The organism is Streptomyces lydicus, assembly GCF_004125265.1.
Lineage (GTDB): Bacteria > Actinomycetota > Actinomycetes > Streptomycetales > Streptomycetaceae > Streptomyces > Streptomyces lydicus_C.
This window is the reverse complement of the sequence record NZ_RDTE01000003.1, coordinates 469184-491189: the sequence shown is the minus strand read 5'-3', so window position 1 is coordinate 491189 and position 22006 is coordinate 469184. Positions and strand designations below refer to the sequence as shown.

Sequence of the window (22006 nt, the reverse complement as noted above, 5' to 3'; positions counted from 1 at the left end):
GGCGCGCCCGGTGGCTGAGAATCGGCCCTCAGTAGCCCATCGAAGATGTCGCATGTCAATAAGGTCAGACCAAACTGTGCCCTTACTTTTCTTCTTAGGTCCGAAGCGAGTATGGTCGGACCATAAGCAAGGGAGGTCCCATGCGCATCGCGCTCTTCGCCACCTGCCTGGGAGACACGCTCTTCCCGGAGGCGGTGAAATCCACCGCGGTCCTGCTGGCCCGTCTGGGGCACGACGTGGTGTTCCCGCCGCAGCAGACCTGCTGCGGCCAGATGCATGTCAACACCGGCTATCAGCGGGAGCCGGTGCCGCTGGTATCGAACTTCGCCGAGCAGTTCGGCGACCCGTCGATCGAGGCGGTGGTGATGCCGTCCGGGTCGTGTGCGGGCTCGGTCCGCCATCAGCACGAACTCGTCGCCGCACGCTACGGGGACGCCGCGCTGCGCGCCGGGGTCGCGGCCGTGAAGACCAAGACGTACGAGCTGTCCGAATTCCTCGTCGACGTACTCGACGTGACCGACGTCGGCGCGTACTTCCCCCACCGCGTGACCTACCACCCCACCTGCCACTCCCTGCGGATGCTGCGGGTGGGCGAGAAGCCGCTGCGGCTCCTGCGCGCCGTCGAGGCCATCGACCTGGTGGAACTTCCCGAGGCCGACGCATGCTGCGGCTTCGGCGGCACCTTCGCGGTCAAGAACGCCGGCACGTCCTCCGCGATGCTGCGGGACAAGATGGACCACATCGCCGGCACCGGCGCCGAGGTGTGCACGGCGGGCGACTCGTCCTGTCTGATGCACATCGGCGGCGGTCTCTCACGTATCAAGTCCGGTACCCGGACACTGCACTTGGCGCAGATCCTCGCCGCCACCCGCACCGCACCCCACGTCCTGACGGAGGCCGCCCGATGAGCACTGCGACCGGCCCCTCGGCGCGCGGCACCTTCCTCGGTATGCCCGCCGTTCCCCCGCGCTCCCCGTACGGGACGGGCCATCTGCGGGGCGAGCGCACCTTCCCCCGGGCCGCCCACGACGAACTGGGCAACGAGCAGTTGCGCCGCAATCTGGGCAAGGCCACCCACTCCATCCGCGCCAAGCGCCTGGACGTCACCGGGGAACTGCCCGACTGGGAGGCGCTGCGCGACGCCGGCTCGGCGATCAAGACCGACACCATGAACCGGCTGCCCGAGCTGCTGGAGGAGTTGGAGCGGAAGGTCACCGAGCACGGCGGCACCGTCCACTGGGCGCGCGACGGCATCGAGGCCAACGAGATCGTCACCCGGCTGGTCCGGCGGACCGGCAGCGACGAGGTCCTGAAGGTCAAGTCGATGGCCACCCAGGAGATCGGCCTCAACGAGCATCTGGAGAGCCAGGGCATCACCGCCCTGGAAACCGACCTGGCCGAGCTGATCGTGCAGCTCGCCGACGACCGTCCGTCCCACATCCTGGTCCCCGCGATCCACCGCAACCGCGACGAGATCCGGGAGATCTTCCTCCGCCAGATCCCCGGTGTCGACCCCGCGCTGGCCGCCACCCCCGCCGAACTGGCCGCCGCGGCCCGCGCGTATCTGCGCGAGAAGTTCATGACCGCCAAGGTGGCCGTCTCCGGCGCCAACTTCGGGATCGCCGAGACCGGCACCCTGTCGGTGGTCGAGTCCGAGGGCAACGGCCGGATGTGCCTGACTCTGCCCGAGACGCTGATCACCGTCATGGGCATCGAGAAGGTCCTGCCGCGCTTCCAGGACCTGGAGGTCTTCCTCCAGCTGCTGCCGCGCTCCTCGACCGGCGAGCGGATGAACCCGTACACCTCGCTGTGGACGGGCGTGACGCCGGGCGACGGCCCGCAGGACTTCCACCTCGTGCTGCTCGACAACGGGCGGACGGCGGCGCTCGCGGACACCATCGGGCGCGAGGCGCTGAACTGCATCCGCTGCTCGGCCTGCCTCAATGTCTGCCCGGTGTACGAGCGGACCGGCGGCCATGCCTACGGATCGACCTACCCCGGCCCGATCGGCGCGGTGCTCACCCCGCAGCTCGCCGGTATGCACGCGGCCAAGGACGACCCCAACAGCTCGCTTCCGTACGCCTCCAGCCTGTGCGGAGCCTGCTTCGACGCCTGCCCGGTGAAGATCGACATCCCGTCGCTGCTGGTCGAGCTGCGGCACCAGCACACCGAACAGTCCGGAACGACTGCGGAGAAGCTGGCGATGAAGGCCGCGGCCACGGTCATGAAGCAGCCCAAGCTGTTCACGGCCGCACAGCGGGCGGCGGGGCTCGGGCGCGTGGTGGCGGGGCGAAGCGGCACGTTCTCCCATCTGCCGCCGCCGTTCCGGGGCTGGAGCGACAGCCGCGACACCCCGGCCCCGCCGAAGCAGTCCTTCCGCTCCTGGTTCGCCTCCGCCGACGGCGCGGCCGCGATGCGGGCGGCGGCACAGGACGGCGCACGGCACACCGACGACGATTCCCAGGAGGCACAGTGACCGCGACCGCACGGGAGACGGTGCTGCGACGCGTCCAGGACGCGCTGACCCGCTCCGACCGGCCCGAGGTGACCGTCCCCCGGGCCTACCGCACCGGCCGCGCCCTCCCCGACGGGGAACGGCTCGCCCTCTTCGTCGACCGGCTCGTCGACTACAAGGCGCAGGTGCGCACCTGCACGGCCGGCACCACCGCGACGGTGATCACCGAGGCGCTGCGGGCGCACGGCGCGCGGAGGATCGGGGTCCCTCCGGGCCTCGATCCGGCCTGGCTGGCCGGGTGGGACGGGGAGGTCCGCACCGACTCCCCGGACATTCCGGCGCCCCGGCTCGATGTGCTGGACGGGGTGGTGACGGCCTCCGCCGTCAGCTGTGCCGAGACCGGCACGATCTTCCTGGACGGCGCCGCGGCGGACCAGGGGCGGCGCGCGCTGACCCTCGTCCCCGATCTGCATGTGTGCGTCGTCGACCTGTCGTCGGTGCGGACCGGTGTGCCGGAGGCGGTGGCACAGCTCCGGCCGGAGCGCCCGACCACACTGATCAGCGGGCCCTCGGCCACCTCCGACATCGAGCTGGAGCGGGTGGAGGGCGTGCACGGCCCGCGCACCCTGGAGGTGGTGATCCGGACCGACGTGTGAGCGGTGCCGGTGTGCCGGGCTCCGGGGCCGGGCTCCGGCGGCGCGGGCAGCGGCCGCGCCCGGGGAGCCGACGGGACATATGGCGATCCGTCAGGAACGGCGAGTACACGGCGCGTCGTGCCGGGCGCGCACCATGTAGCCTGCGCATACGTGTTGTATGCAATTTCCACAGGCGGCAGGGGAGAGCGGGCGATGCAGTCGGGGCGCGAGAAGGCCTACGCGTATCTCAAGGACAGCGTGCTGACCGACCCGGAGATGCAGGACCGGTTCCTGTCCGAGCAGGAGATCGCGGACCGGATCGGGGTCTCCCGTACTCCGATCCGCGAGGCCCTGCTGCTGCTCGCCGCCGAGGACCTGGTGCGGCTGGTGCCCAAGCGCGGCGCGCATATCGCCCCGCTGTCCGGCCGCGAGATCAGGGAGCTGATGGAGATGCGCGGCCTGATCGAGCGCTTTGCCGCGCAGCGTACGACGGACGAAGGGACCGCGCCCGTCGACGAGATGGCGGACATCCTGGCCCACCAGGACACCCTGCGGGGCGAGGCGACCACCAAGGAGTTCATCGACGCCGACCACCGCTTTCACGCCACTCTTGTCGCCGCCGTCGGCAACACGTTGATGAGCCGCCAGTACGACGCCCTGCGCAGCCGCCAGATCCGGGCCGGCGTCCTGGCCCTCTACCGCTCGGGCAACCGCCAGGACGAGGTGCTTGCCGAGCACCGGCAGATCCTCGACGCCTTGGTGGCCGGGGACGCCGCGGCCGCCTGTGCGGCCATCGACAGCCACATCAAGGCGACCCGGCGCATCCTCCTGGCCGCCTGACCCGGGCGGCCGGGCTCTACAGCTTCCGGTTGTCCAGCACCGCCACGGCCCGCCGCACCCGCCTGGCCTCCTCGGGATCCACGTCCCCGATCAGCAGGTCGGGCATGCTGCCCAGCTGGGCGCGGACGGTGCCGTCGGGGCCGATCAGCGCGGTGTGCCCGACGCCGTTCGGGGCCTCGGCGGGTGCCTCGGGGTCGGCCTGCGGATCCGGGGCGGCCTGGTCCACGGCCGCCATCCAGACGGTCGCGTCCAGGGCGCGCGCCCGCACCAGCAGGTCCCACTGCGCGCGCTTGCCCGGCCCCGCGGCCCAGGATGCGGGCAGCAGCGACAGCGTCGCCCCGGCGTCCGCATGCGCCCGGAACAGCTCGGGGAACCGCAGGTCGTAGCACGTCGCCAGGCCCACCCGGACGTCGTCGACGTCGATGGTCACCACCCGGTGGCCCGGGGCGACCGTGTCGGACTCCCGGAAGCCGAACGCGTCATACAGATGGATCTTGTCGTAGGACTCCTCGACCCCGGGTCCGGTGGCCAGCAGGGTGTTGGCCACCCGCCCGTCGGGCGCGGGGGTGAACATGCCCGCCACCACCGTCACCCCCGTCTCCCGGGCAACCGCCCGCACCCCCTCGGCCCACGGCCCGTCCAGCGGCTCGGCCACCGCCGCGAGCGGCGTCCCGAACCGCACCATGGCCGCCTCGGGCAGGACCACCAGCCGGGCCTGTGCGCGCGCCGCGCTGCGGACCTGGTCCTGGACGTCCACGAGGTTTTCCTTCGGATCGGTCGATGCCGTCATCTGGCACAGCGCGATGCGCATACGGATCTCTCTTCTCTCGTGCGAGTCGGTCTCACGCCGGTCGGTGTCGTCGGAAATCTGCGGAACTCTTCGGAACCCGGTGCGGGGCGGCCCGCCTCAGCGGCCGGGTGCCTCCCGGACCATCCTCCCCGGCGACCGCCCGGCACCCTTCGCCGGGCGGGTGAACTCCTCGTCCTCATCGTGCGCCGGATCCCGCCCCAGCAGCACGCCCACAATGGTGACCACGGCGGTTCCGGCCAGGCACCATCCCGATGCGGGAGGGCGTCGACCAGTTCGCGGCCCGCTGGCGCGTCGCACTCGCCGACCCGGCCACCGGGAACGTCATCGCGCTCGCCTACGACGTCGTCCCGATGCCGGAGCCGGTCGGCTGACCGGCCGGCGCGCACCGCAGCCGCCCAAGACGGCGGGCCGGGCGGGCACCCCTCCGTGGAGGTGCCCGCCCGGCCCGTACGGGACCCGGTCCCGCGGCTGCCGCGGTCCGGCGAGGCGTCAGACGCCGGCCGTCTCCCTGCCCGTGCCGGCGATCTCCTCCGGGCGCAGCAGGGCGGCGAGCCGGTCGGCCGGGAGCAGCCCCTGTTCCAGGACCAGTTCGGCGACGCCGCGCCCGGTGGCGAGCGCTTCCTTGGCGATCGCGGTGGCCGCGGTGTAGCCGATGTGCGGGTTGAGCGCGGTGACCAGCCCGATGGAGTTCTCCACGCTCGCGCGCAGCGTCTCGGTGTTGGCGGTGATGCCCGCGACGCAGCGTTCGGCGAGGGTGCGGCAGGCGGCCCCCAGGTGGGTGATGCTCTCCGAGAGGGAGTGCAGGATCACCGGCTCGAAGGCGTTGAGCTGGAGCTGGCCCGCCTCGGCGGCCATGGTGATGGTGACGTCGTTGCCGATGACCTCGAAGGCGACCTGGTTGACGACCTCGGGGATCACCGGGTTGACCTTGCCGGGCATGATGCTCGAACCGGCCTGTACCGGCGGCAGGTTGATCTCCGCCAGGCCCGCCCGCGGCCCCGATGAGAGCAGCCGCAGATCGTTGCAGCTCTTGGAGAGCTTGACGGCGACGCGCTTGAGGACACCCGACAGATGGACGAAAGCCCCGCAGTCCTGGGTGGCCTCGACGAGGTTGGCCGCGGTGACCAGGGGCAGGCCGGTGAGGGCGGCCAGGTGCTGGCGGGCCGCTTCGGCGTACCCCCGGGGCGCGTTGAGGCCGGTGCCGATGGCCGTGGCGCCGAGGTTGATCTCGTGGATGAGCAGGACCGCCTCCGCCAGCCGGCTCTGGTCCTCCTCCAGCATCACCGCGTACGCCGAGAACTCCTGGCCCAGGGTCATCGGCACCGCGTCCTGGAGCTGGGTACGCCCCATCTTGAGGACGTCGCGGAACTCCTCGGCCTTGGCCGCGAAGGCCTCGCGCAGCACGGTCATCGCCTCGAGCAGTTCCCGCACGGCGATGATCGTGGCGACATTGACGGCCGTCGGGTAGACGTCGTTCGTCGACTGGCTCAGGTTGACGTGCTCGTTGGGGTGCAGCCGTCCGTAGTCGCCCTTGTCGTGGCCCAGGATCTCCAGCGCCCGGTTGGCGATCACCTCGTTGGCGTTCATGTTCGTCGACGTACCGGCACCGCCCTGGATGACATCGACGACGAACTGGTCGTGCAGCTGCCCGCCGCCCCGGATCTCCCGGCAGGCGGCGGCGATCGCGTCGGCCCGCTCGGCATCGAGCAGCCCCAGATCCTCGTTGGCGCGGGCCGCGGCCTCCTTGACGGCGGCGAGCGCATTGATCAGGTGCGGGTAGGTGGAGATCGGCGTACCGGTGATGGGGAAGTTCTCCACGGCGCGCAGGGTGTGCACGCCCCAGTACGCGTCGGCGGGTATCTCGCGGTCGCCGAGCAGATCGTGTTCGCGGCGGTGGCGGGCGGCAGTCATGGTGCAGGTGGTCCTTTGGGGAGTGGGGGAGGGGAGGGGCCCAGGAGAGGGAGTACCGCAGCGTCAGGCGCCGTGTGGGGTCAGCGCGTCCGTCGCCCGCAGCGTGCCGACCGGTGCGCCACCGCCGATGACGGGGGTGGCGGCGAAGGGGGCGAGGACGCCGGGGTCGATTCCGCAGTGCGCCAGGGCCGCCGCCGTCACCGGCATCCGGGCGCGGTCGGCGCCGTCGGCTATCTTCACGCCGACCGCCCGCCCGTCCGGCAGCGCCGCGATCTGCACTCCCTCGAAGCCGTCCTTGGCCAGCAGGCCGGGCACCGCCCGCACCAGGCGGGCCACGTCCCGGCCGCTGCCGGAGACCATCGTCGGGTACTCGCGCATGGCGTGGGCGACCCTGCCCTCGCCGGTGCCGGGGGCGGCCGTCGCCAGCCGGGCCGCGGCCCGGGTCAGACCGTGCAGGGACACGGCGAACAGCGGGGCGCCGCAGCCGTCGACGGTGACGCGGGCGATGCCCTGGCCGGTGAGGTCCGCCACGGCCGCGGCGAGCTCCTGCTGCAGCGGATGCCCCGGGTCGAGGTAGTCGTCCAGCCGCCAGCCCCGGGTCCGGGCGGTCAGCAGCATGGCCGCGTGCTTGCCCGAGCAGTTCTGCGCGAGCCGGGTGGGCCCGAGGCCGCGGCCGATCCACTCGTCCCGTACGGCGGGGTCGTACGGCAGGTCGGGGACGTTGCGCAGCTGGTCCTCGGCCAGCCCGGCGACGGCGAGGATGCGCCGGGCGGTGGCCAGATGCGGTTCCTCGCCGGAGTGGCTGGCCGCGACCAGGGCCAGCGCCTCGTCGTCGAGCGGCGGCAGCCCCGCGCGCAGCAGGCCGACCGCCTGGAGCGGCTTGAGCGCCGAGCGCGGGTAGAACGCGGCCTCGATGTCGCCCGCCTGGAATTCCACGCTCCCGTCGGCCGCCAGCACCACGACCGAGCCGTGGTGGACGCCCTCGACGAGCCCGCCGCGCACCACATGGGCGACGGGCACATGGGCCGGTTCGCGGACCACGGGAGGTGCACCCGCGGTGCGGTGCGGCGGCAGGGTGGTGCTGCTCTGACTCATGATCAGTTCTCGGTGCTTCCCGTGGTATTGGTGGTGATGCTGCTGTCGGTGGTGTTGATGTCGCTGGTCTTGCCGGTGTTGCCGATGTCGCCGGTATTGCTTGCGCTGCTCGTGCCGCCGGGGCTGCCGGGTCCGGCCACGCTGTCCGTGGAGGGGCCCGCACGGTGCGCTGGCCGCACGATGGTGGTCAGCGTCGTCTCGACGCGTGCGAGGTGGTGTGCCATGGCTTCCACCGCGTCGTGCTCGCTGCTGTCGACAAGTGCCTCGACGATCGCCCGGTGCTCGCGGTTCGACTGCTCGCGCCGCCCGCCGAGCTCGTTGAGGAAGGCCGACTGGCGGGCCAGCGCATCGCGGATCTCCTCGATGACCCGGCGGAAGACCGGATTGCGGGCCGCCTGGGCGACGGCGAGATGGAAGAGGGAGTCCATCGCCACCCACGCAGTGGTGTCGGTCTCCTGCTCCATCCGCTCCAGCAGACGATTCAGCTGGTCGAGGTCCTCCGGCGTACGGCGCAGCGCCGCATAACCGGCCACCGGGATCTCGACGTGCCGGCGCACTTCCAGGAGGTCGCTCGCCGCGTAGTCGCCGAAGGTGGGGTCCGCCACCGCGCCGTCGGAGACGACGAAGGTGCCCTTGCCGGTACGCGAGACGGTCAGCCCCATGGTCTGGAGCGCGCGCAGCGCCTCCCGGAGCACGGGTCTGCTCACTTCCAGCCGACGGCAGAGCTCCGCCTCCGAGGGGAGCTTGTCCCCGACTGCGTAGTCGCCGCGCTCGATGGCGCCGCGCAGATGGTGCAGGACCGCTTCCATGGCGCTGATCCGACGGGGGGCCTCGCCAGCTGTCTGGCTGTCTGACAGGTTCACCCCGGGATCGTCAGGCCCGGCCGGGGGAGCTGTCAAGGGGTGGGGCGCAGGAGGTTCCCCAAGGGGCGGCCCCGCGCCTCATCGTGACGAAGCCGCTACTGCCGGTGCGGTGCTTGCCGCCCCGTCCGTCCCGGCCGCTCCGGCTGGCCAGGCCGCTCCGGCTGCCCGCTTCCGCGGAAGTCCAGCATGTGGAAGACCTTGTCGTAGCGACGTCCGCCCATGGCGACGAAGTCGGGGAGGCGGCCGTACTCACGAAAGCCGAGCGACCGGTAGAGGTCCAGCGCCCGGGTGTTGTCGCCCCGCGCGTCCAGGGTGAGGACCTCGATCCCGGCTTCCCGGGCGTCCCCGACCAGGGCGGCGGTCAGCGACCGGCCCACACCCCGCCCGTGCTCCTCGGGCGCCACCGCAAGCTTCTCCAGATCCGCGTGCTGCCGATTGGTCGGACGGGCATAGCGCAGCCAGTACCCCAGCCCGACCAGCCGCCGTCCGGCGTACGCCGCCCGCAGCGCCCCGTCCCCGGCCCGCGCGGCGCGCAGCACCCGCTCGACGAGCTCCGCCACCTCGTCCGCCGGTGGCGGATCGGTCCAGCCGAGCGCGGCGCCGCCGCGCACCAGCTCCGCCAGAATCCGGTGCGCCGCCACGGCGAACCCGGCCGCCAGCTCCGGATCGCCGGACAGCTGCCCCGCGTCGAGCAGGTCGGGCTCGGGGGTGGTCCCACCGGGAGTCGCGGTATTCATGACCGGCAGCCTAAGGCAGCGCTACTTTGGAGTTCGCCGGCGGACTCACCACGCTCCCGATGGGCCGGCATCTGCATCGGATGCTCGGTCAGGAGAACCGTACCGGGGCCCTCGTCCACACCGCGGACCATGTGCCGGAGATGTACCCCGACCAGTCGTAGGTGGTGTTCCATCCGAAGTCAACGCTGGTCCGGGCTGGTCAAGGTTCCGGGAGACGGGACAGCCGCGCCGGGTGCGGAGAGTTCGAGCCCGAGTCGGTCCCCTGAAGGTAATCACCTTCAGGGGACCAGGAAGGCAATGAAGAGGGCAAGGGGGAAGAATGCGCCGCCTGCGGCCATCAACCAGCCCACCTTCCATGACGTCTTATTGCCGACCTTGACGCACAACAGCGTCATGAGGGCGAGGAAGAAGAGCAATGGCACAGCGACTATGACGACCACGCCAGACCCCATGGCGAATCCCCCTTCGGTGGTTACCGAGCCGCCGAGCGCAGGCCCTCGGTGACGGTAAGTCACTGTGGCGGGCTGCGCCAGGTAACCGGGCCCGAACACCGGCGACTGCTGCCGCCAGATGCACCCCGAGGTGGCCACGAAGCCGATCGCCGCCAGGCATGCACGGTCACCGGCTCGGCGACGTCCGCCGCCCTGCGGGCGTATGTGATGCCTCCGAGAGGTCTATCGGGACGGCATCTCGAAGAGGAGTGAGGCAGTTCCCCGTGTGTCGTAGTAGGTGACGCTGCCGCCCTTCCGTGGCACGTCGAGGACGATATCTCCGGTCACCCCCTGGCCGGGATGTTATGTGGTGCCGACGTCCTGGGTGCCGGTTGATATCAGTGTCGACACCTCTTGCTCTGTCGTGGCCTTGTCCTTCCACTTCATATTCCGGTACGGGGTGAAGGTGCCGTCCTTGTGGCCTGTATCCGTCACTTCGACGGTGATGACGGCGTATCGGCCCTTGGTTTTCGCTTCGCCGATTTCCGATGGGGTGACGTATTTCGCGGCGTGGAAGGTGACAGACATCGTTGTAGCGTTGCCGGAATTGTCAATTGCGGTGTAGGTACGGGTTTTCCCGATGGAGAGGGCGGGAGGCCTGGCCGGCCCCTTGGGTGCGTCTGCAGATTTCTCCGGCCCGGGAGCGGTGGAAGACGCCGAAGGCTTCTTGGAGGCGTCGCCGGAAGCCGATGAGCAGCCGGCCGCGGCTCCGGTGACGGTCAGGGCAACGAAGAATAATGCAGCGTTTCGGCTGTACGGGCGCATGGTGTTCCCCCTCGGCACTTCAGCGGTCCCTGGCTTGTGAAGGTGTGAACTGTACGGCACGCCACGGCGCTTGCGGTGGCCGAGACGGCTGCGCAGACGGGCGGAAGCTCCCCGCAGAGTGCCGAGTTGGCGCACCTCTTCCGTGGTGAGTTCCCTCCGTCCCGCCGGCGCGAGCACGGCGGCGTAGGGTCGTTCGCCCTCGGCGATCTCCTACCGTCCCCATCGCGGTCATTGACGTTCCGTCGCTGCTGGAGGCGCTGGCCGAACGCGCGGTTGCCCGCGCGGAGCGGCGCCTTCACCTCACTGACACAGATCGTCAACTGATTGATTCTCACGGGTCTGGTCGCTGCCCCGGTCCTGCGTAGGGTTTCAAGAAGACGGCAGTGCGGCATTTGCGCACTCGATCTGCTGCAGCGCCGAGTGTTCAGGCGCACCCACGAGAGAAGGAAACACACCCCTTATGCGCGCCCTTGTGGTCGATCACAGTGAGGCCGGACCCGTCCGGTTCGCCGATGTCGATGAGCCCGTACCGTCCGCCGGTGAGACGTTGGTGGAGATACGGCACATCGGTCTCAACTTCGGAGAGCTGAATTACGTGGACCAGTGGCCAGCCGGCGCTGTGCACGGTCACGACGCGGCCGGCGTCGTGGTGCGCGCCGCATCCGACGGCTCGGGGCCGCCCGAAGGTACGCGCGTCGCAGTGGGAATGGCTCCCCACGCGTGGGCGGAACGGGTGGCAGTCAGCCCCGCCTCGCTCGGCACCGTCCCCGAGGGCGTGGACCTGGCCGACGCCGCCGCGCTGGGGATCGCCGGAGTCACCCCATTCCGGGTGCTGCGCAAGCGTTCCCTGCTGGCGCGCAACGTTCTGATCACCGGCGCCAGCGGGGGCGTGGGGCACTTCGCCGTCCAGCTGGCGGCGCTGGCGGGCGCCCGGGTGACGGCGCTCGTCGGTTCGCCGGAGCGGGCCGCCGGACTCCGTGAACTCGGCGCCGACAAGGTCCTGACCGACTTGGCCGAGACCGGGGACCGGTTCGACCTCGTCCTGGACACGGTCGGCGGACCACTGGTGGCCCAGGCCTGGAGTTCCCTCGCCGAGGGCGGCACCATCCACCTGGTCGGTTACTCCTCGGGGCAGGAAACCACGTTCCCGTCAGGGACCTTGTTCGGCTTCGGCGAACCCCGCAGCATCGCCACCTACGGCGACATGACGCCGACCAGCGGGGAGCTGACGGATCTGCTGGGCCTCATGGCCACCGGGAGGCTCTCGGCACCGGTCGGACTGCGAGGCGACTGGCAGGACGTGGACGACGCCGTCCAGGCGCTGTTCGCGCGGAAGGTGCACGGGAAGGCCGTTCTTGACGTGGCCTGACGCTGTGGACGAGGACACATGCGCCTCGCCCGCCGGTGGGCGGTTCGCCGTGGTGGACGAGAATGGACCCATGGATGTGCTGGCGGAGGTCTTGCGTGTTTCGGGTGCGCGTGGGGCGCTCGGGGTCATGCTGAAGGCCGGAGGAACCTGGGGCCTGCGGCTGGACTCCTCTCCAGGAGCGGCACTGCACGTGGTGTCCCGCGGCACCATGTGGCTCCACGTCCCAGGCGAGAAACCTCTTCAGGTGCAGGCCGGAGACGCCGTCCTGGTGTCGCCGGGCATCGCACACGGGATAGCCGGCGGCGCCGGCGTGACGATGGGTTCCTGCGACCGTGAGGCGGCGGCCCGGTCTTTTGGCGATGGCCGAGCCCTGCGTCTGGGCTCGGCGCCGGTGCAGACGGAAGTGATCGTGCTGCACTACGAGCAGGACCCGGAGGTGCGCACGCCGGCGCTTACCTCCCTCGCTCGGCCGATGCACGTCACAGCCCAGGAGAACGCGCAGCTCAGAAGGACCGTCGAACTTCTCGCTGCGGAGCTCGCACAGCCGCAGATCGGCACCACCGCCGCCATCAACAGCATCATCGACCTTCTGCTCGTCCAGTTCGTACGCGCCTGGCTGGCCCGCCACCCGCAGGAACAGTCCGGCTCATGGCTGGGAGCGATGCGTGATCCGGTCGTGCGCGACGCTCTGGCATGTGTCCACGCCCAACCGGAACACCCCTGGACCACGGAGACCCTGGCCGCTGCGACGAGCGTCTCCCGGGCGACGCTGTCCAGGCGCTTCCGGTCCGCCCTCGGACAGACGCCGGGCGCCTACGTGACGCAGTGGCGCATCGACCTGGCGTCCGTCCGGCTCCGCGATACCGATGAGCCGGTCGAGTCGATCTCCGGCGCGGTCGGATACGGCTCTCCGCACGCTTTCAGCCGTGCCTTCAGACGTGCCCGAGGCACGGCCCCTGGCGAGTACCGTTCTCGACTTCGCAAGTGATCCGGCCTCGGGACTGGTGGGCTCGCATGCTGAGGTGTCGCGTATTCCTCGTTGAGGCCGTGCCTGGTGTCACCGTGTCTGGTCGCCGGAGGCGTATCGGCTCCGGGTTCCTCCGGCTTCAGTGACCAGGCGGGTGGCTGTCTTGTCGTGGTAACCGAGCGTCTTCGCGATGACGGGGCCGGGGCTTGGCAGCCAGCGCATGCCGGACGAAGGGGTAGGGGCATTGAGCGAGTCGGTGCAGGACGGCGCTGTCGTTCTCGGTACGCGCCGGTTCGAGGTGGTCGGCAGGCGCTGGCACGGACATGGCCCCTGGGATCGTCGGGCCGGCCATCCTGCCATCAGGGCGTGGCCATCCGTCTGCCGGGGATTCTGCTCGCCACCGGTGTGGCCGTTCAGTGGCTGCTCGCCCAGCGGTAGCGGTGTTCGGGGCGGCCGGTGTCGCCGTATTTGAGGGTGAGGGTGATGTGGCCGCTGCGTTCGAGGTGTTTGAGGTAGCGCTGGGCCGTGGAGCGGCTGACACCGGCGCGTTCGGCGACCTCGTGGGCGGACAGCTGGTGCCCGGCCGTGTCCAGGACCCGGCGGATCAGGTCGACGGTCGCCGCCGAGTGGCCTTTGGGGAGTTCGGTGTGCGGGGAGTCGGTGGTCCGGAAGGCGCCGAAGATCCGGTCCACCTGCTCCTGGCCCGCCTCGCCGCGTCCTCCCACCCCCTCCACGGTGCGGCGCAGCGCCGCATAGCCCTCAAGCTTGGCGCGCAGCCCGGAGAAGCCGAACGGTTTGACGAGGTATTGCAGCACGCCACAGCGCATCGCGTCCTGGACGGTGGAGACATCACGGGCCGCGGTCACCATGATCACGTCGGTGCGGCGGCCGAGGTGGCGTAGCCGGCGCACCAGCGCCAGGCCTGTTTCGTCGGGCAGGTAGTGGTCGAGCAGCACCAGATCGGCGGGGGCGCGCTCCAGGGCGGCCAGCGCCTGGGCGGCGGTGTGGGCGCGGCCGGTGACCCGGAAGCCGGCTACCTGGGACACATACGCGGCATTGATCTCGGCGACGTGGAAGTCGTCGTCCACGACCAGGACATCGATCATCGTGATGCTCCGCTCGGCAGCGGTCTTCGCTCCGGCGGCTCCGTTCCCCAACGGTGCCCGGTTCGCCCGCGGTGCCCTGTTCCCTCGCGGCGTGGCGTTCCCTCGCGTGCCGTTCCCTCGTGCCCCGTTCCTTCGCGGTGCTCCGGCCGTCGTGGCACTGCGGTCACCGTGGTGCTCCTTTCGTGCGGCGCCCGCTTCACCGTGGTTCTCCCGCGGCGGTGAGCCGGCGTCCGGGGGCGTCGTCGTGCCGGGCGAGCGCTTCGGGGAGGACGACGGTGAAGACCGCACCGCCGCCCGCGCGGGCGGTCACCCGGGCCATCCCGCCGTAGCGCTCGGCGAGCCGGCGCACCAGCGCCAGGCCGATGCCCCGGCCGCGGTGGAAGTCCACCGGGCGCGCGGAGGGCCGGGCTCCGGAGGAGGGGGAGGCGGTCTTGGTGGACCAGCCCTCGGCGAAGATCCGCTCCCGTAGCTCCGGCGGCACCCCCGGCCCCGTGTCCGAGACCCGCAGCACGGCGGTGGTGTGCTCGGCCCGCAGCTCGACCTCCACGAACGGCTTGTCGCGGCGGCGCTCCCCGGTGGCGTCCAGCGCATTGTCGATGAGGTTGCCCAGCACGGTCACCAGGTCGCGCGGGTCGACCACCGCGTCGGGCAGCAGCGTCGTGGACGACACCCGCAGCGACACCCCGCGTTCGGCGGCGACGGCGGCCTTGCCGACGAGCAGTGCGGACAGCAGTGGGTCGTGCACCCGCTCCGCGATCTGCTCCGCGGAGGCCCGCTGGGCGCTGGCCACTTCGCTGACGAACTCCACCGCCTTTTCGTACCGGCCCAGTTCCAGCAGTCCGCGCAGGGTGTGCAGTTGATTGGCGTGTTCGTGGTCCTGGGCCCGGAGCGCGTCCAGCAGTCCCTGGGTGCCGTCGAGTTCGCGGCTCAGCAGCTCCAGCTCGGTGCGGTCCCGCAGCGTCACCACCGCGCCGCCGTCCTGGGTCGGCATCCGGTTGGCGACCAGTACCCGTCCGCCGCTGACGGCCAGCAGATCCGTGCCGTCCACCCGCCCGGCCAGCACATCCGTCGTCCGCCCCGGCGGCAGCACCTCGTCCAGCGCCCGCCCCGCGGCCCGTGCGTCCAGGCCCAGCAGCCGCGCGGCCTCGTCGTTCACCAGCCGGATGCGGCCGCGCCGGTCGAGGGCGACGACGCCCTCCCGTATGCCGTGCAACATCGCCTCCCGCTCGTCGAGCAGCGCGGAGATATCGGCGAACGCCACCCCGTGGGTACGACGCCGCAGCCTCCGGGAGAGCGCGACCGCGGCCAGCACCCCGACGGCCAGCGCCGCGCCCGCGTACCGCAGTACCGCGGGGATGGTGCCGAACAGCCGCCCCCGGACGCTGTCGTAGGCGATACCGACCGACACCGCACCGACGATCCGCCCCCGGCCGTCGCGCAGCGGCACCTTGGCGCGGGCCGACCTCCCCAGCGTCCCGGTGTCGATCTGCCGCACCTGCCGCCCGGCGAGGGTCCGGCTCGGGTCCGTGGAGACATGCCGGCCGATCTCGTCGGTGTGGGTGTGCGACCAGCGCACTCCGTGGGTGTCCATCACGACGACGTACAGCGCCCCCGTCGCGGTACGGATCCGCTCCGCTTCGGCCTGCACCGGCCCGTGCGCCGCCGGCTCGGTGGTGACCAGCTCCCGGGCGAGGTCCGGTGCGGCGGCGGTGGTCTGGGCGATGGACAGCGCCCGGCGCATCGCCTGGTCGTCCAGCTCGGAGCTGAGCGGGGCGAGGAACAGGCCGGTGGCGAGCACCATGACACCGGTGGTCAGGGCGACTTGCGCGGTGAGCACCTGTGCAAAGACCCGTCGGGGCCAGCGGATCCGCATCGGGTCTCCCTTGTCTCCGCCCTCCGCACCCTTGCGGAATCGAATCTTCCTTTTTCGCTGCGCGATGCTGGCATCTTTGGCTGCGCGATGCCCGCGCCTTTTGCTTCGCTTACTTCGCGATCACCGCACCGTAAGCCGTGCGTGAGCGCCCGCGCACCCCCTGGTGACGACTTAGCCGTTCTAGCGTGAGCAAAATGAGCACAACAGGGTTTGCGCGCAAAAAGGTCGCTTGCGCCCACAAGGCTGCCGCTGTGGCCCGGATCACTCCTAGCCTCCCGACCCATGAACAGCCACACGAGCCCCGCTATCGAGCTGCGGGGTACGAGCAAGGCCTTCCGGACGCCCTCGGGGGCGCTGCACACGGCCGTCCGGGACCTGGATCTGGTCGTCGAACGCGGTGAGTTCGTCGCGGTCGTCGGCCCCACCGGGTGCGGCAAGTCCACCACGCTGACCCTGGTCAGCGGCCTGGAAGAGCCGACGGAAGGCGAGGTGCTGGTCGCCGGGGAGCCGGTGCGCGGCATCGGCGACAAGATCGGGTTCGTCTTCCAGCAGGACGCGGTCTTCCCCTGGCGCACCGTGCTGTCGAATGTGATGGCCGGCCCCCGGTTCCGCGGCGTACCGAAACCCGAAGCCAGAGCGCGGGCCCGGGAATGGCTCGCCCGGGTCGGTCTTGCGGCCTTCGAGGACCGCTATCCGCACCAGCTCTCCGGCGGGCAGCGCAAACGGGTCGCCCTCGCCGCGACCTTCGTCAACGACCCCGAACTCCTGCTGATGGACGAGCCGTTCTCCGCCCTCGATGTGCAGACCAGGGCGCTGATGTCGGACGAACTGCTGGAGCTGTGGTCGGGGACCGGCGCCTCCGTCGTCTTCGTCACCCACGACCTGGAGGAATCCATCGCCCTCGCCGACAAGGTGGTGGTCATGACCGCGGGCCCGGCCACCGTCAAGGAGGTCTTCGCGATCGATCTGCCGCGCCCCCGCAAGGTCGAATCGGTCCGGCTGGAGCCGCGGTTCCTCGAGATCTACCGGGAGATCTGGTCCTCGCTCGGCGAAGAGGTCCGCATCACCCGCGAGAGGGGTGCGGCGGATGTCGCCTGAGACCGAGACCGCGCTTTTGACCACGTCCCGAGCGGGCCGTACGGACCGCTCACAGGCCAGGGCGCGGGCCGCGCGCCACCACAAACTCCTGGTCCACGGCACCCGGGTGCTGCTGCTCGTCGCGCTGATCGGACTGTGGGAGTGGCTGGCCCGCGCCGCCGTCATCGACCCGTTCAACTTCTCGATGCCCTCCAGGATCTGGGACCAGATCAGCCAGTGGGCGCTGGACGGCACCCCGCAGGGCTCGCTGTGGGAGCAGATCTGGTACACGCTCTACGAAGCGCTCCTGGGCTGGGTGATCGGCGTCATCGGGGGTGTGGTGCTGGGGATCGCGCTCGGCCGGATCCGCTTCCTGGCCGATGTGCTCGGCCCGTACATCAAGGTGCTCAACGCGCTGCCGCGCATCGTCCTGGCCCCCATCTTCCTCATCTGGTTCGGCCTGGGGCCGGCCTCCAAGGTCGCCTCCGCCGTCGTCCTCGTCTTCTTCCCGGTCTTCTTCAACGCCTTCCAGGGCGCCCGGGAGGTCGACCGCAACCTGGTCGCCAACTCCCGGATCCTGGGCGCGAGCAACCGCCAGGTCACCCTGCAGGTGGTGATCCCCTCCGCCACCTCATGGATCTTCACCAGCCTGCATGTCAGCTTCGGCTTCGCGCTGATCGGCGCGATCGTCGGCGAGTACATCGGCGCGACCAAGGGCCTGGGCCTGCTGGTCTCGGCGTCCCAGGGCACCTTCAACGCGGCTGGTGTGTACGCCGCGATGGTGATCCTGGCCGTCGTCGCCCTGCTCGCCGAGGGGCTGCTGGCCTTCCTCGAAAGGCGGCTCTTCCGCTGGAAGCCGGCCGACGCCGGCGACGGCCGCTGAGCCTCGCGCGCCGCGCGGACCCCGCTTCCCCTTCCCGTTTCCACCTCACAAGGACGTGACCATGCCCACCGCACGGAAGATCTCGGCCGCCGTGGCCGCCACCGCCCTCGCCCTGACCACCCTCACCGCGTGCGGCGGCTCCCCGGCCGCCGGCCCCGATGACAAGAACGGCAAGATCAAGATCATGGTGGGCGGCCTGGACAAGGTCATCTACCTGCCCGCGAGACTCACCCAGCAGCTCGGCTACTTCGAGGACGAAGGCGTCCACGTCACGCTGCTGACCGAACCGGCCGGTGTCCAGGCCACCACCTCGCTGGTCTCCGGCGATGTGCAGGGCGTCGTCGGTTTCTACGACCACACCCTCGATCTGCAGGTCAAGGGCAAGCAGGTGGAGTCGGTGGTCCAGCTCGCGCACGCCCCCGGCGAGGTCGAGGTCGTCTCCGACAAGGCGTCCGGCGACCTCACCTCGGCCAAGGACTTCCAGGGCAAGAAGCTCGGCGTCACCGGCCTCGGCTCCTCCACCGACTTCCTGACCAAATACCTCGCGGTGAAGAACGGGGTGCAGACCAACGAGTTCACCCCGGTGGCGGTCGGCGCCGGCCAGACCTTCCTCTCGGCCCTCCAACAGGGCTCGATCCAGGGCGGGATGACCACGGACCCCACGGTCGCGCAGATCCTGGACAAGAAGATCGGCAAGATACTCATCGACATGCGCACCCCCGAGGGCTCGAAGAAGGCGCTCGGCGGCGCCTACCCCTCGTCCAGCCTCTACATGAACACCGACTGGGTGAACGGCCACAAGGAGACCGTGCGGAAGCTCGCCCGCGCCTTCGTGAAGACCCTCAAGTGGATGTCCACACACACCGCCGAACAGATCGCCGCGAAGATGCCGTCCGACTACGCCCAGGGCGGCAAGGAACTGTACGCCCGGTCGATCAAGGACACCCTGCCGATGTTCACCAAGGACGGGGTGATGCCGGCCGACGGCCCCGCCACCGTCGAACGCGTCCTGAAGGCCTTCAACCCCAACCTCAAGAACGCCACGGTGGACTTGAAGAAGACCTACACCACCGAATTCGTCAAATAGATCAGTCAGGGGGCCGGTCGGCCGGGTCAGCCGGGCCGCCCAGGTAGGTCGGCCGGTCCGGCCGGACCGGCCGACCGCACGTTGCCGTGCCAGGGGAAGCCCTCGTTACCCCTCGTCCCCGGGCCGTACGGCTCGCGGCCGCGGCCCCTCAGCCGCGCCGCAGCAGGATGTCGTCGTGCGATGCGAGCCGCCTCCAGCGGTCCTGGGGGGCGCGTGCGGCGGGCATCAGATCGGCGGCAGGAAGCGGGCCCAGGTCCAGCGAGGTGAGCTCGGCGACATCCGTCACCGGCACCTGGAACGTCCGGAAGGCGCCCAGCACCGGGGGCGCCCCCGGTGTCGCCCCGGCCAGGGCCCGTTCGGCGTCCCAGATCAGGTCCGGGCTCTGGTCGAGTACGTATGCCGTCGCCGCCAGCGAGCCGTCCCGGAGGAAGGCCGCCACCTTCCAGAAGCGCAGCGGTACCTGGACGCCCCGGTAGGGCGGGTCCGAGTCGTGCAGTACGGGCCCGGTGAGGACGGCCAGCCTGCGGCCGGGCCCGGCGGCGTGGTCGAGCAGATGGCCCTCCAGCCCCTGCCAGACCTGCCTGCTCCGATTCCACACATCCGCCTGCGGGGCGGCATTCGTGTAGTGAAAGGTGTCCGCAGCCGCCTGGTGGGCCTCCGCGGCCTCGCCCCACACGGGACCGAGCCGGCCCACCAGCTGCCCCTTGTCCAGGGAGTTGTGCCGGTAGACCTCCTCGCCGGTCTGCCGGTCCTCCGCCAGCCGCGGATCGAGCTGCCAGTCGCGCTCCGGCGGCACCTGCGCCGGCAGCCGCTCACCGTCGATGCAGACCGCGGTGGCCGCCGCCATCCGCCGGTCCGGCCGCAGCACCACGGTGAAGTGGGTATAGGGCAGCACCACCGTCTCCACGGCGGGGCCGACGGGCACCGGCAGCGGTACCGGCACCCCGAGGAAGTGCGCGTCGTAGCCCGCACGGCCGGCCATGGACTGCCCCGACACCGTCCGGGCCACGGCCCCGGCGGCCCGTGGGGGCTCGGAGGGAATCATGCGCTCACCGCTTCCCGGCGGCACCGCCCGCTGATCGGTGCCGACCGCGAAGCCACTCGAACAGCCGGACGCTTCGGCGACGCCCAGCGCGTAGGACGGCGCGGCCAGGACGGCCCGGCCTCACGCAGGACTGGCGAGGTCTGACGCAGGACCGGCGAGGTCTGACGCAGGACGGCGCGGCCAGGACGGCACTGCCTCACTCGGCGGGGTAGATGTCCCCGCTGGCCATACCGCTTTCCTGCTCGCTCAGGGACAGGAGCTTGCGTGCCTTCTCCCGGAGCCGCTTCTGCTCCTCGGGGTCGCCGGCGCGTTCCGCGGCCGCCTGCAGTTCCTGGGCCTTGTCGCGCATCTGCTGGATGCGTCCGTGGGATTCTCCTGTTGCGCTCATGATCTGTCCTTCACCGGTGTGGTGTATGGAGAGCTCCCCCTACCAGCGAATCAGGGTCGGCGGGCCTCGGCACGTCGAAATGTCATGTCTGGCGATGTCACGTCTCGCGGTGGGGCGGATCCGGCCGCCGTCACAGGGACCGCCGGGGGCGGCGCGCCCGGGCGTACCGGCGTGTCTCCACCGGATGGCCTTCCTGAATGGCGGGGGCACACCGAAGGGACGTTGGCTGAGGCACAGCACTCTCAACGTCCGCCGAGTGTCAGCGCTTCTGGTGTTTGACGCTCCCCTCGTTCAGTGGAGTCCCTCCATGACATCCGAACCAGCACTCTGTGGGGGCGACGCCGAACTGTCATCGACAGGACCCGGCGAGCACTTTCCGCCCATGCCCCCTGAGCACAACTCGTCCCACACCCTTCTGTGGGAGGCAGTCACCCATCGGCCCTTGGAGGAAGTCGCCGCCCTGGTGGAACTGCTCAAGCGCAGCGGCGACGTTCCCAACCCCGGCGATGAAGCCCTGCGGATGGCGGTGGTTGCCCGGCCGGTGAGCGAGGTCGCCGCGCTCTTCGACATGCTGCGGGCCACCCCGCACACCGCGGAGTCGAGCCAGGAAGCGCTGCGCGCGGTGGCCGTCGACCGGCCCGTCGAGGAGGTGGCGCAGTTGATCGAGCTGTTCGACCGTACGAAGGGCGGCGGCGACGGCCGCCACGGTATGTCCGACCCTTTCCCGCCGGACCCCTTCCCGCCCGGCCCCGGTAGTCACGGCGGCCCCGGTAGTCACGGCGGCCCCGGTAGTCACGGCGGCCACGGCGGCCACGGCGAACCCGAACCGACCGCGTCCCTGCACGTGCTCGACCCCGATGTCCGCCCCCTGGACCACAATGGTCAGCCGCTGTCCACCGCACAGCGTGAGTCCGCGATGGGCCGGCCGCCCCAGCACACCCCCTGGTCCCGGCAGCCCGCCGACACCATGCGGCACGGCGCCCCGCCGTGGGCCTCGCCGGCCGAGCCGGCTCCGCAGCCGGGCTACGCGGTCCCCGGCGTGCTGCGGTCCGTACTGCGCTGGCCCGCGGCCGCGGCCCTGGCGCTGTGCGGTCTGAGCCATCTGCCGGTGCACTCGTCGCACCTGCAGGGCGCCCAGGCGGCCGCCGGGCTCTCGATGGCCATCGCCGTCGTGTACCTGCTGCTGGCCGGCTGGCTGGCGATGCACGACACCGCCCTGGTCTGGACGGTGAGCGCCGCCGCGGCCATGATCATCATCGCCCTGCACGCGCTGTCCCGGGCCGGCGTCCTGTCTCCCCTGGGCAGCGGCCTGGGCGAGGCGGGCATGTGGCCCGAGCTGCTGGCAGTGGGGCTGGCAGTCGTCAGCGCCGCACTCGCGGGCGCGGCGCTGCTCTACCGCCCCCGCCGGGTGAGTCCGGCCGCCGCGCGCGCCTGACGGGCGACGGCGCAACGGCCGTCAAGGGCCGCCAAGGGCGCGGGCCGAGACCCTGACCTGGTCTCGGCCCGCGCCCTTGGCGGCCCTTGACGCGCGGGGCCGTCGGCGTGCGGGCCCGCTCCTCCTCCGGCGCAGGCGGCGCGGCGGGCGTGAACCCTTTTCGGCCCCGGACC

Annotated in this window: 21 protein-coding genes and 2 pseudogenes; 11 read left to right on the top strand and 12 right to left on the bottom strand. The window is 71.1% G+C overall.

The annotated features are described in order from the left end of the window. Positions 1 to 140: 140 nt before the first annotated feature. From D9V36_RS04895 to D9V36_RS04880, 4 genes are all read left to right on the top strand, one after another. Complete coding sequence (locus D9V36_RS04895) at positions 141 to 908, top strand: (Fe-S)-binding protein (RefSeq protein WP_129292672.1); 768 nt, start codon at positions 141 to 143, stop codon at positions 906 to 908. After that, the gene (locus tag D9V36_RS04890) at positions 905 to 2476 is read left to right on the top strand and encodes a lactate utilization protein B (protein WP_129292671.1); all 1572 of its coding nucleotides are present in this window, start codon (positions 905 to 907) and stop codon (positions 2474 to 2476) included. The genes D9V36_RS04895 and D9V36_RS04890 overlap by 4 nt, the downstream gene beginning before the upstream one ends. Next, the gene (locus tag D9V36_RS04885) at positions 2473 to 3111 is read left to right on the top strand and encodes a LutC/YkgG family protein (RefSeq protein ID WP_129292670.1); all 639 of its coding nucleotides are present in this window, start codon (positions 2473 to 2475) and stop codon (positions 3109 to 3111) included. The genes D9V36_RS04890 and D9V36_RS04885 overlap by 4 nt, the downstream gene beginning before the upstream one ends. A gap of 192 nt (positions 3112 to 3303) precedes the next feature. Beyond that, positions 3304 to 3930 (top strand): GntR family transcriptional regulator, encoded by a 627-nt coding sequence (locus D9V36_RS04880; protein ID WP_129292669.1) that lies wholly within the window; start codon positions 3304 to 3306, stop codon positions 3928 to 3930. 16 nt (positions 3931 to 3946) lie between these two features. Here the strand turns inward: D9V36_RS04880 and D9V36_RS04875 are convergent, their stop codons facing one another. The 6 genes and pseudogenes from D9V36_RS04875 to D9V36_RS04850 all read right to left on the bottom strand — a co-directional run bounded on the left by D9V36_RS04875 (position 3947) and on the right by D9V36_RS04850 (position 9347). Further along, positions 3947 to 4741 (bottom strand): carbon-nitrogen hydrolase family protein, encoded by a 795-nt coding sequence (locus tag D9V36_RS04875; RefSeq protein WP_129292668.1) that lies wholly within the window; start codon positions 4739 to 4741, stop codon positions 3947 to 3949. Positions 4742 to 4837: 96 nt separating this feature from the next. Then, entirely contained in the window at positions 4838 to 4966 is a 129-nt protein-coding gene (locus D9V36_RS42560) for a hypothetical protein (protein WP_277753394.1), read from the bottom strand. A 264-nt stretch (positions 4967 to 5230) separates the two neighbouring features. After that, positions 5231 to 6652, bottom strand: a complete 1422-nt coding sequence (aspA, locus tag D9V36_RS04865; RefSeq protein WP_129292667.1) for an aspartate ammonia-lyase — start codon at positions 6650 to 6652, stop codon at positions 5231 to 5233. A gap of 63 nt (positions 6653 to 6715) precedes the next feature. Further along, entirely contained in the window at positions 6716 to 7747 is a 1032-nt protein-coding gene (locus D9V36_RS04860) for an asparaginase (RefSeq protein WP_129292666.1), read from the bottom strand. 149 nt (positions 7748 to 7896) lie between these two features. Then, positions 7897 to 8610: pseudogene (locus tag D9V36_RS04855) on the bottom strand (FadR/GntR family transcriptional regulator); the annotation flags it as partial. A 95-nt stretch (positions 8611 to 8705) separates the two neighbouring features. Further along, complete coding sequence (locus D9V36_RS04850) at positions 8706 to 9347, bottom strand: GNAT family N-acetyltransferase (RefSeq protein WP_129292665.1); 642 nt, start codon at positions 9345 to 9347, stop codon at positions 8706 to 8708. Positions 9348 to 9373: 26 nt separating this feature from the next. Between D9V36_RS04850 and D9V36_RS42555 the strand changes: the two genes are divergently transcribed. Then, entirely contained in the window at positions 9374 to 9508 is a 135-nt protein-coding gene (locus D9V36_RS42555; RefSeq protein ID WP_277753393.1) for a hypothetical protein, read from the top strand. A 381-nt stretch (positions 9509 to 9889) separates the two neighbouring features. Here the strand turns inward: D9V36_RS42555 and D9V36_RS04840 are convergent. Further along, positions 9890 to 10003, bottom strand: a pseudogene (locus D9V36_RS04840) (IS5/IS1182 family transposase); the annotation flags it as partial. A gap of 138 nt (positions 10004 to 10141) precedes the next feature. Then, complete coding sequence (locus D9V36_RS04835) at positions 10142 to 10603, bottom strand: hypothetical protein (RefSeq protein WP_129292664.1); 462 nt, start codon at positions 10601 to 10603, stop codon at positions 10142 to 10144. Positions 10604 to 11063: 460 nt separating this feature from the next. On the opposite strand from D9V36_RS04835, the gene D9V36_RS04830 reads away from it, so the two are divergent. Continuing rightward, positions 11064 to 11972 (top strand): zinc-binding dehydrogenase, encoded by a 909-nt coding sequence (locus D9V36_RS04830; protein WP_129292663.1) that lies wholly within the window; start codon positions 11064 to 11066, stop codon positions 11970 to 11972. Positions 11973 to 12042: 70 nt separating this feature from the next. Next, on the top strand, positions 12043 to 12960 hold the full coding sequence (locus D9V36_RS04825) for an AraC family transcriptional regulator (protein ID WP_129298190.1): 918 nt from the start codon (positions 12043 to 12045) through the stop codon (positions 12958 to 12960). Between the two features lie 392 nt (positions 12961 to 13352). On the opposite strand, the gene D9V36_RS04820 is transcribed toward D9V36_RS04825, so the two are convergent. Beyond that, complete coding sequence (locus D9V36_RS04820; protein ID WP_129292662.1) at positions 13353 to 14045, bottom strand: response regulator; 693 nt, start codon at positions 14043 to 14045, stop codon at positions 13353 to 13355. Positions 14046 to 14241: 196 nt separating this feature from the next. Further along, on the bottom strand, positions 14242 to 15918 hold the full coding sequence (locus D9V36_RS04815; RefSeq protein WP_129292661.1) for a sensor histidine kinase: 1677 nt from the start codon (positions 15916 to 15918) through the stop codon (positions 14242 to 14244). Positions 15919 to 16200: 282 nt separating this feature from the next. On the opposite strand from D9V36_RS04815, the gene D9V36_RS04810 reads away from it, so the two are divergent. From D9V36_RS04810 to D9V36_RS04800, 3 genes are all read left to right on the top strand, one after another. Beyond that, the gene (locus tag D9V36_RS04810; protein WP_129292660.1) at positions 16201 to 17016 is read left to right on the top strand and encodes an ABC transporter ATP-binding protein; all 816 of its coding nucleotides are present in this window, start codon (positions 16201 to 16203) and stop codon (positions 17014 to 17016) included. Then, positions 17006 to 17878 (top strand): ABC transporter permease, encoded by an 873-nt coding sequence (locus D9V36_RS04805; protein ID WP_129292659.1) that lies wholly within the window; start codon positions 17006 to 17008, stop codon positions 17876 to 17878. The genes D9V36_RS04810 and D9V36_RS04805 overlap by 11 nt, the downstream gene beginning before the upstream one ends. Before the next feature lie 61 nt (positions 17879 to 17939). Further along, positions 17940 to 18965, top strand: coding sequence for an ABC transporter substrate-binding protein (locus tag D9V36_RS04800; RefSeq protein ID WP_129292658.1), 1026 nt, complete (start codon positions 17940 to 17942; stop codon positions 18963 to 18965). A 148-nt stretch (positions 18966 to 19113) separates the two neighbouring features. Here the strand turns inward: D9V36_RS04800 and D9V36_RS04795 are convergent, their stop codons facing one another. Next, positions 19114 to 20010, bottom strand: a complete 897-nt coding sequence (locus D9V36_RS04795; RefSeq protein ID WP_129292657.1) for a DNA/RNA non-specific endonuclease — start codon at positions 20008 to 20010, stop codon at positions 19114 to 19116. Positions 20011 to 20206: 196 nt separating this feature from the next. Then, positions 20207 to 20398, bottom strand: coding sequence for a DUF6381 family protein (locus D9V36_RS04790; RefSeq protein WP_129292656.1), 192 nt, complete (start codon positions 20396 to 20398; stop codon positions 20207 to 20209). A gap of 382 nt (positions 20399 to 20780) precedes the next feature. On the opposite strand from D9V36_RS04790, the gene D9V36_RS04785 reads away from it, so the two are divergent. Continuing rightward, the gene (locus D9V36_RS04785) at positions 20781 to 21833 is read left to right on the top strand and encodes a hypothetical protein (protein WP_241720706.1); all 1053 of its coding nucleotides are present in this window, start codon (positions 20781 to 20783) and stop codon (positions 21831 to 21833) included. Positions 21834 to 22006: the final 173 nt, after the last annotated feature.

Coding starts and splice junctions, on each gene's coding strand:
- D9V36_RS04895 (WP_129292672.1), top strand. CDS start 141: ATGCGCATCGCGCTCTTCGCCACCTGCCTGGGAGACACGCTCTTCCCG.
- D9V36_RS04890 (WP_129292671.1), top strand. CDS start 905: ATGAGCACTGCGACCGGCCCCTCGGCGCGCGGCACCTTCCTCGGTATG.
- D9V36_RS04880 (WP_129292669.1), top strand. CDS start 3,304: ATGCAGTCGGGGCGCGAGAAGGCCTACGCGTATCTCAAGGACAGCGTG.
- D9V36_RS04875 (WP_129292668.1), bottom strand. CDS start 4,741: ATGCGCATCGCGCTGTGCCAGATGACGGCATCGACCGATCCGAAGGAA.
- aspA (WP_129292667.1), bottom strand. CDS start 6,652: ATGACTGCCGCCCGCCACCGCCGCGAACACGATCTGCTCGGCGACCGC.
- D9V36_RS04860 (WP_129292666.1), bottom strand. CDS start 7,747: ATGAGTCAGAGCAGCACCACCCTGCCGCCGCACCGCACCGCGGGTGCA.
- D9V36_RS04850 (WP_129292665.1), bottom strand. CDS start 9,347: ATGAATACCGCGACTCCCGGTGGGACCACCCCCGAGCCCGACCTGCTC.
- D9V36_RS04835 (WP_129292664.1), bottom strand. CDS start 10,603: ATGCGCCCGTACAGCCGAAACGCTGCATTATTCTTCGTTGCCCTGACC.
- D9V36_RS04830 (WP_129292663.1), top strand. CDS start 11,064: ATGCGCGCCCTTGTGGTCGATCACAGTGAGGCCGGACCCGTCCGGTTC.
- D9V36_RS04825 (WP_129298190.1), top strand. CDS start 12,043: ATGGATGTGCTGGCGGAGGTCTTGCGTGTTTCGGGTGCGCGTGGGGCG.
- D9V36_RS04820 (WP_129292662.1), bottom strand. CDS start 14,045: ATGATCGATGTCCTGGTCGTGGACGACGACTTCCACGTCGCCGAGATC.
- D9V36_RS04815 (WP_129292661.1), bottom strand. CDS start 15,918: ATGCGGATCCGCTGGCCCCGACGGGTCTTTGCACAGGTGCTCACCGCG.
- D9V36_RS04810 (WP_129292660.1), top strand. CDS start 16,201: ATGAACAGCCACACGAGCCCCGCTATCGAGCTGCGGGGTACGAGCAAG.
- D9V36_RS04805 (WP_129292659.1), top strand. CDS start 17,006: ATGTCGCCTGAGACCGAGACCGCGCTTTTGACCACGTCCCGAGCGGGC.
- D9V36_RS04800 (WP_129292658.1), top strand. CDS start 17,940: ATGCCCACCGCACGGAAGATCTCGGCCGCCGTGGCCGCCACCGCCCTC.
- D9V36_RS04795 (WP_129292657.1), bottom strand. CDS start 20,010: ATGATTCCCTCCGAGCCCCCACGGGCCGCCGGGGCCGTGGCCCGGACG.
- D9V36_RS04790 (WP_129292656.1), bottom strand. CDS start 20,398: ATGAGCGCAACAGGAGAATCCCACGGACGCATCCAGCAGATGCGCGAC.
- D9V36_RS04785 (WP_241720706.1), top strand. CDS start 20,781: ATGCCCCCTGAGCACAACTCGTCCCACACCCTTCTGTGGGAGGCAGTC.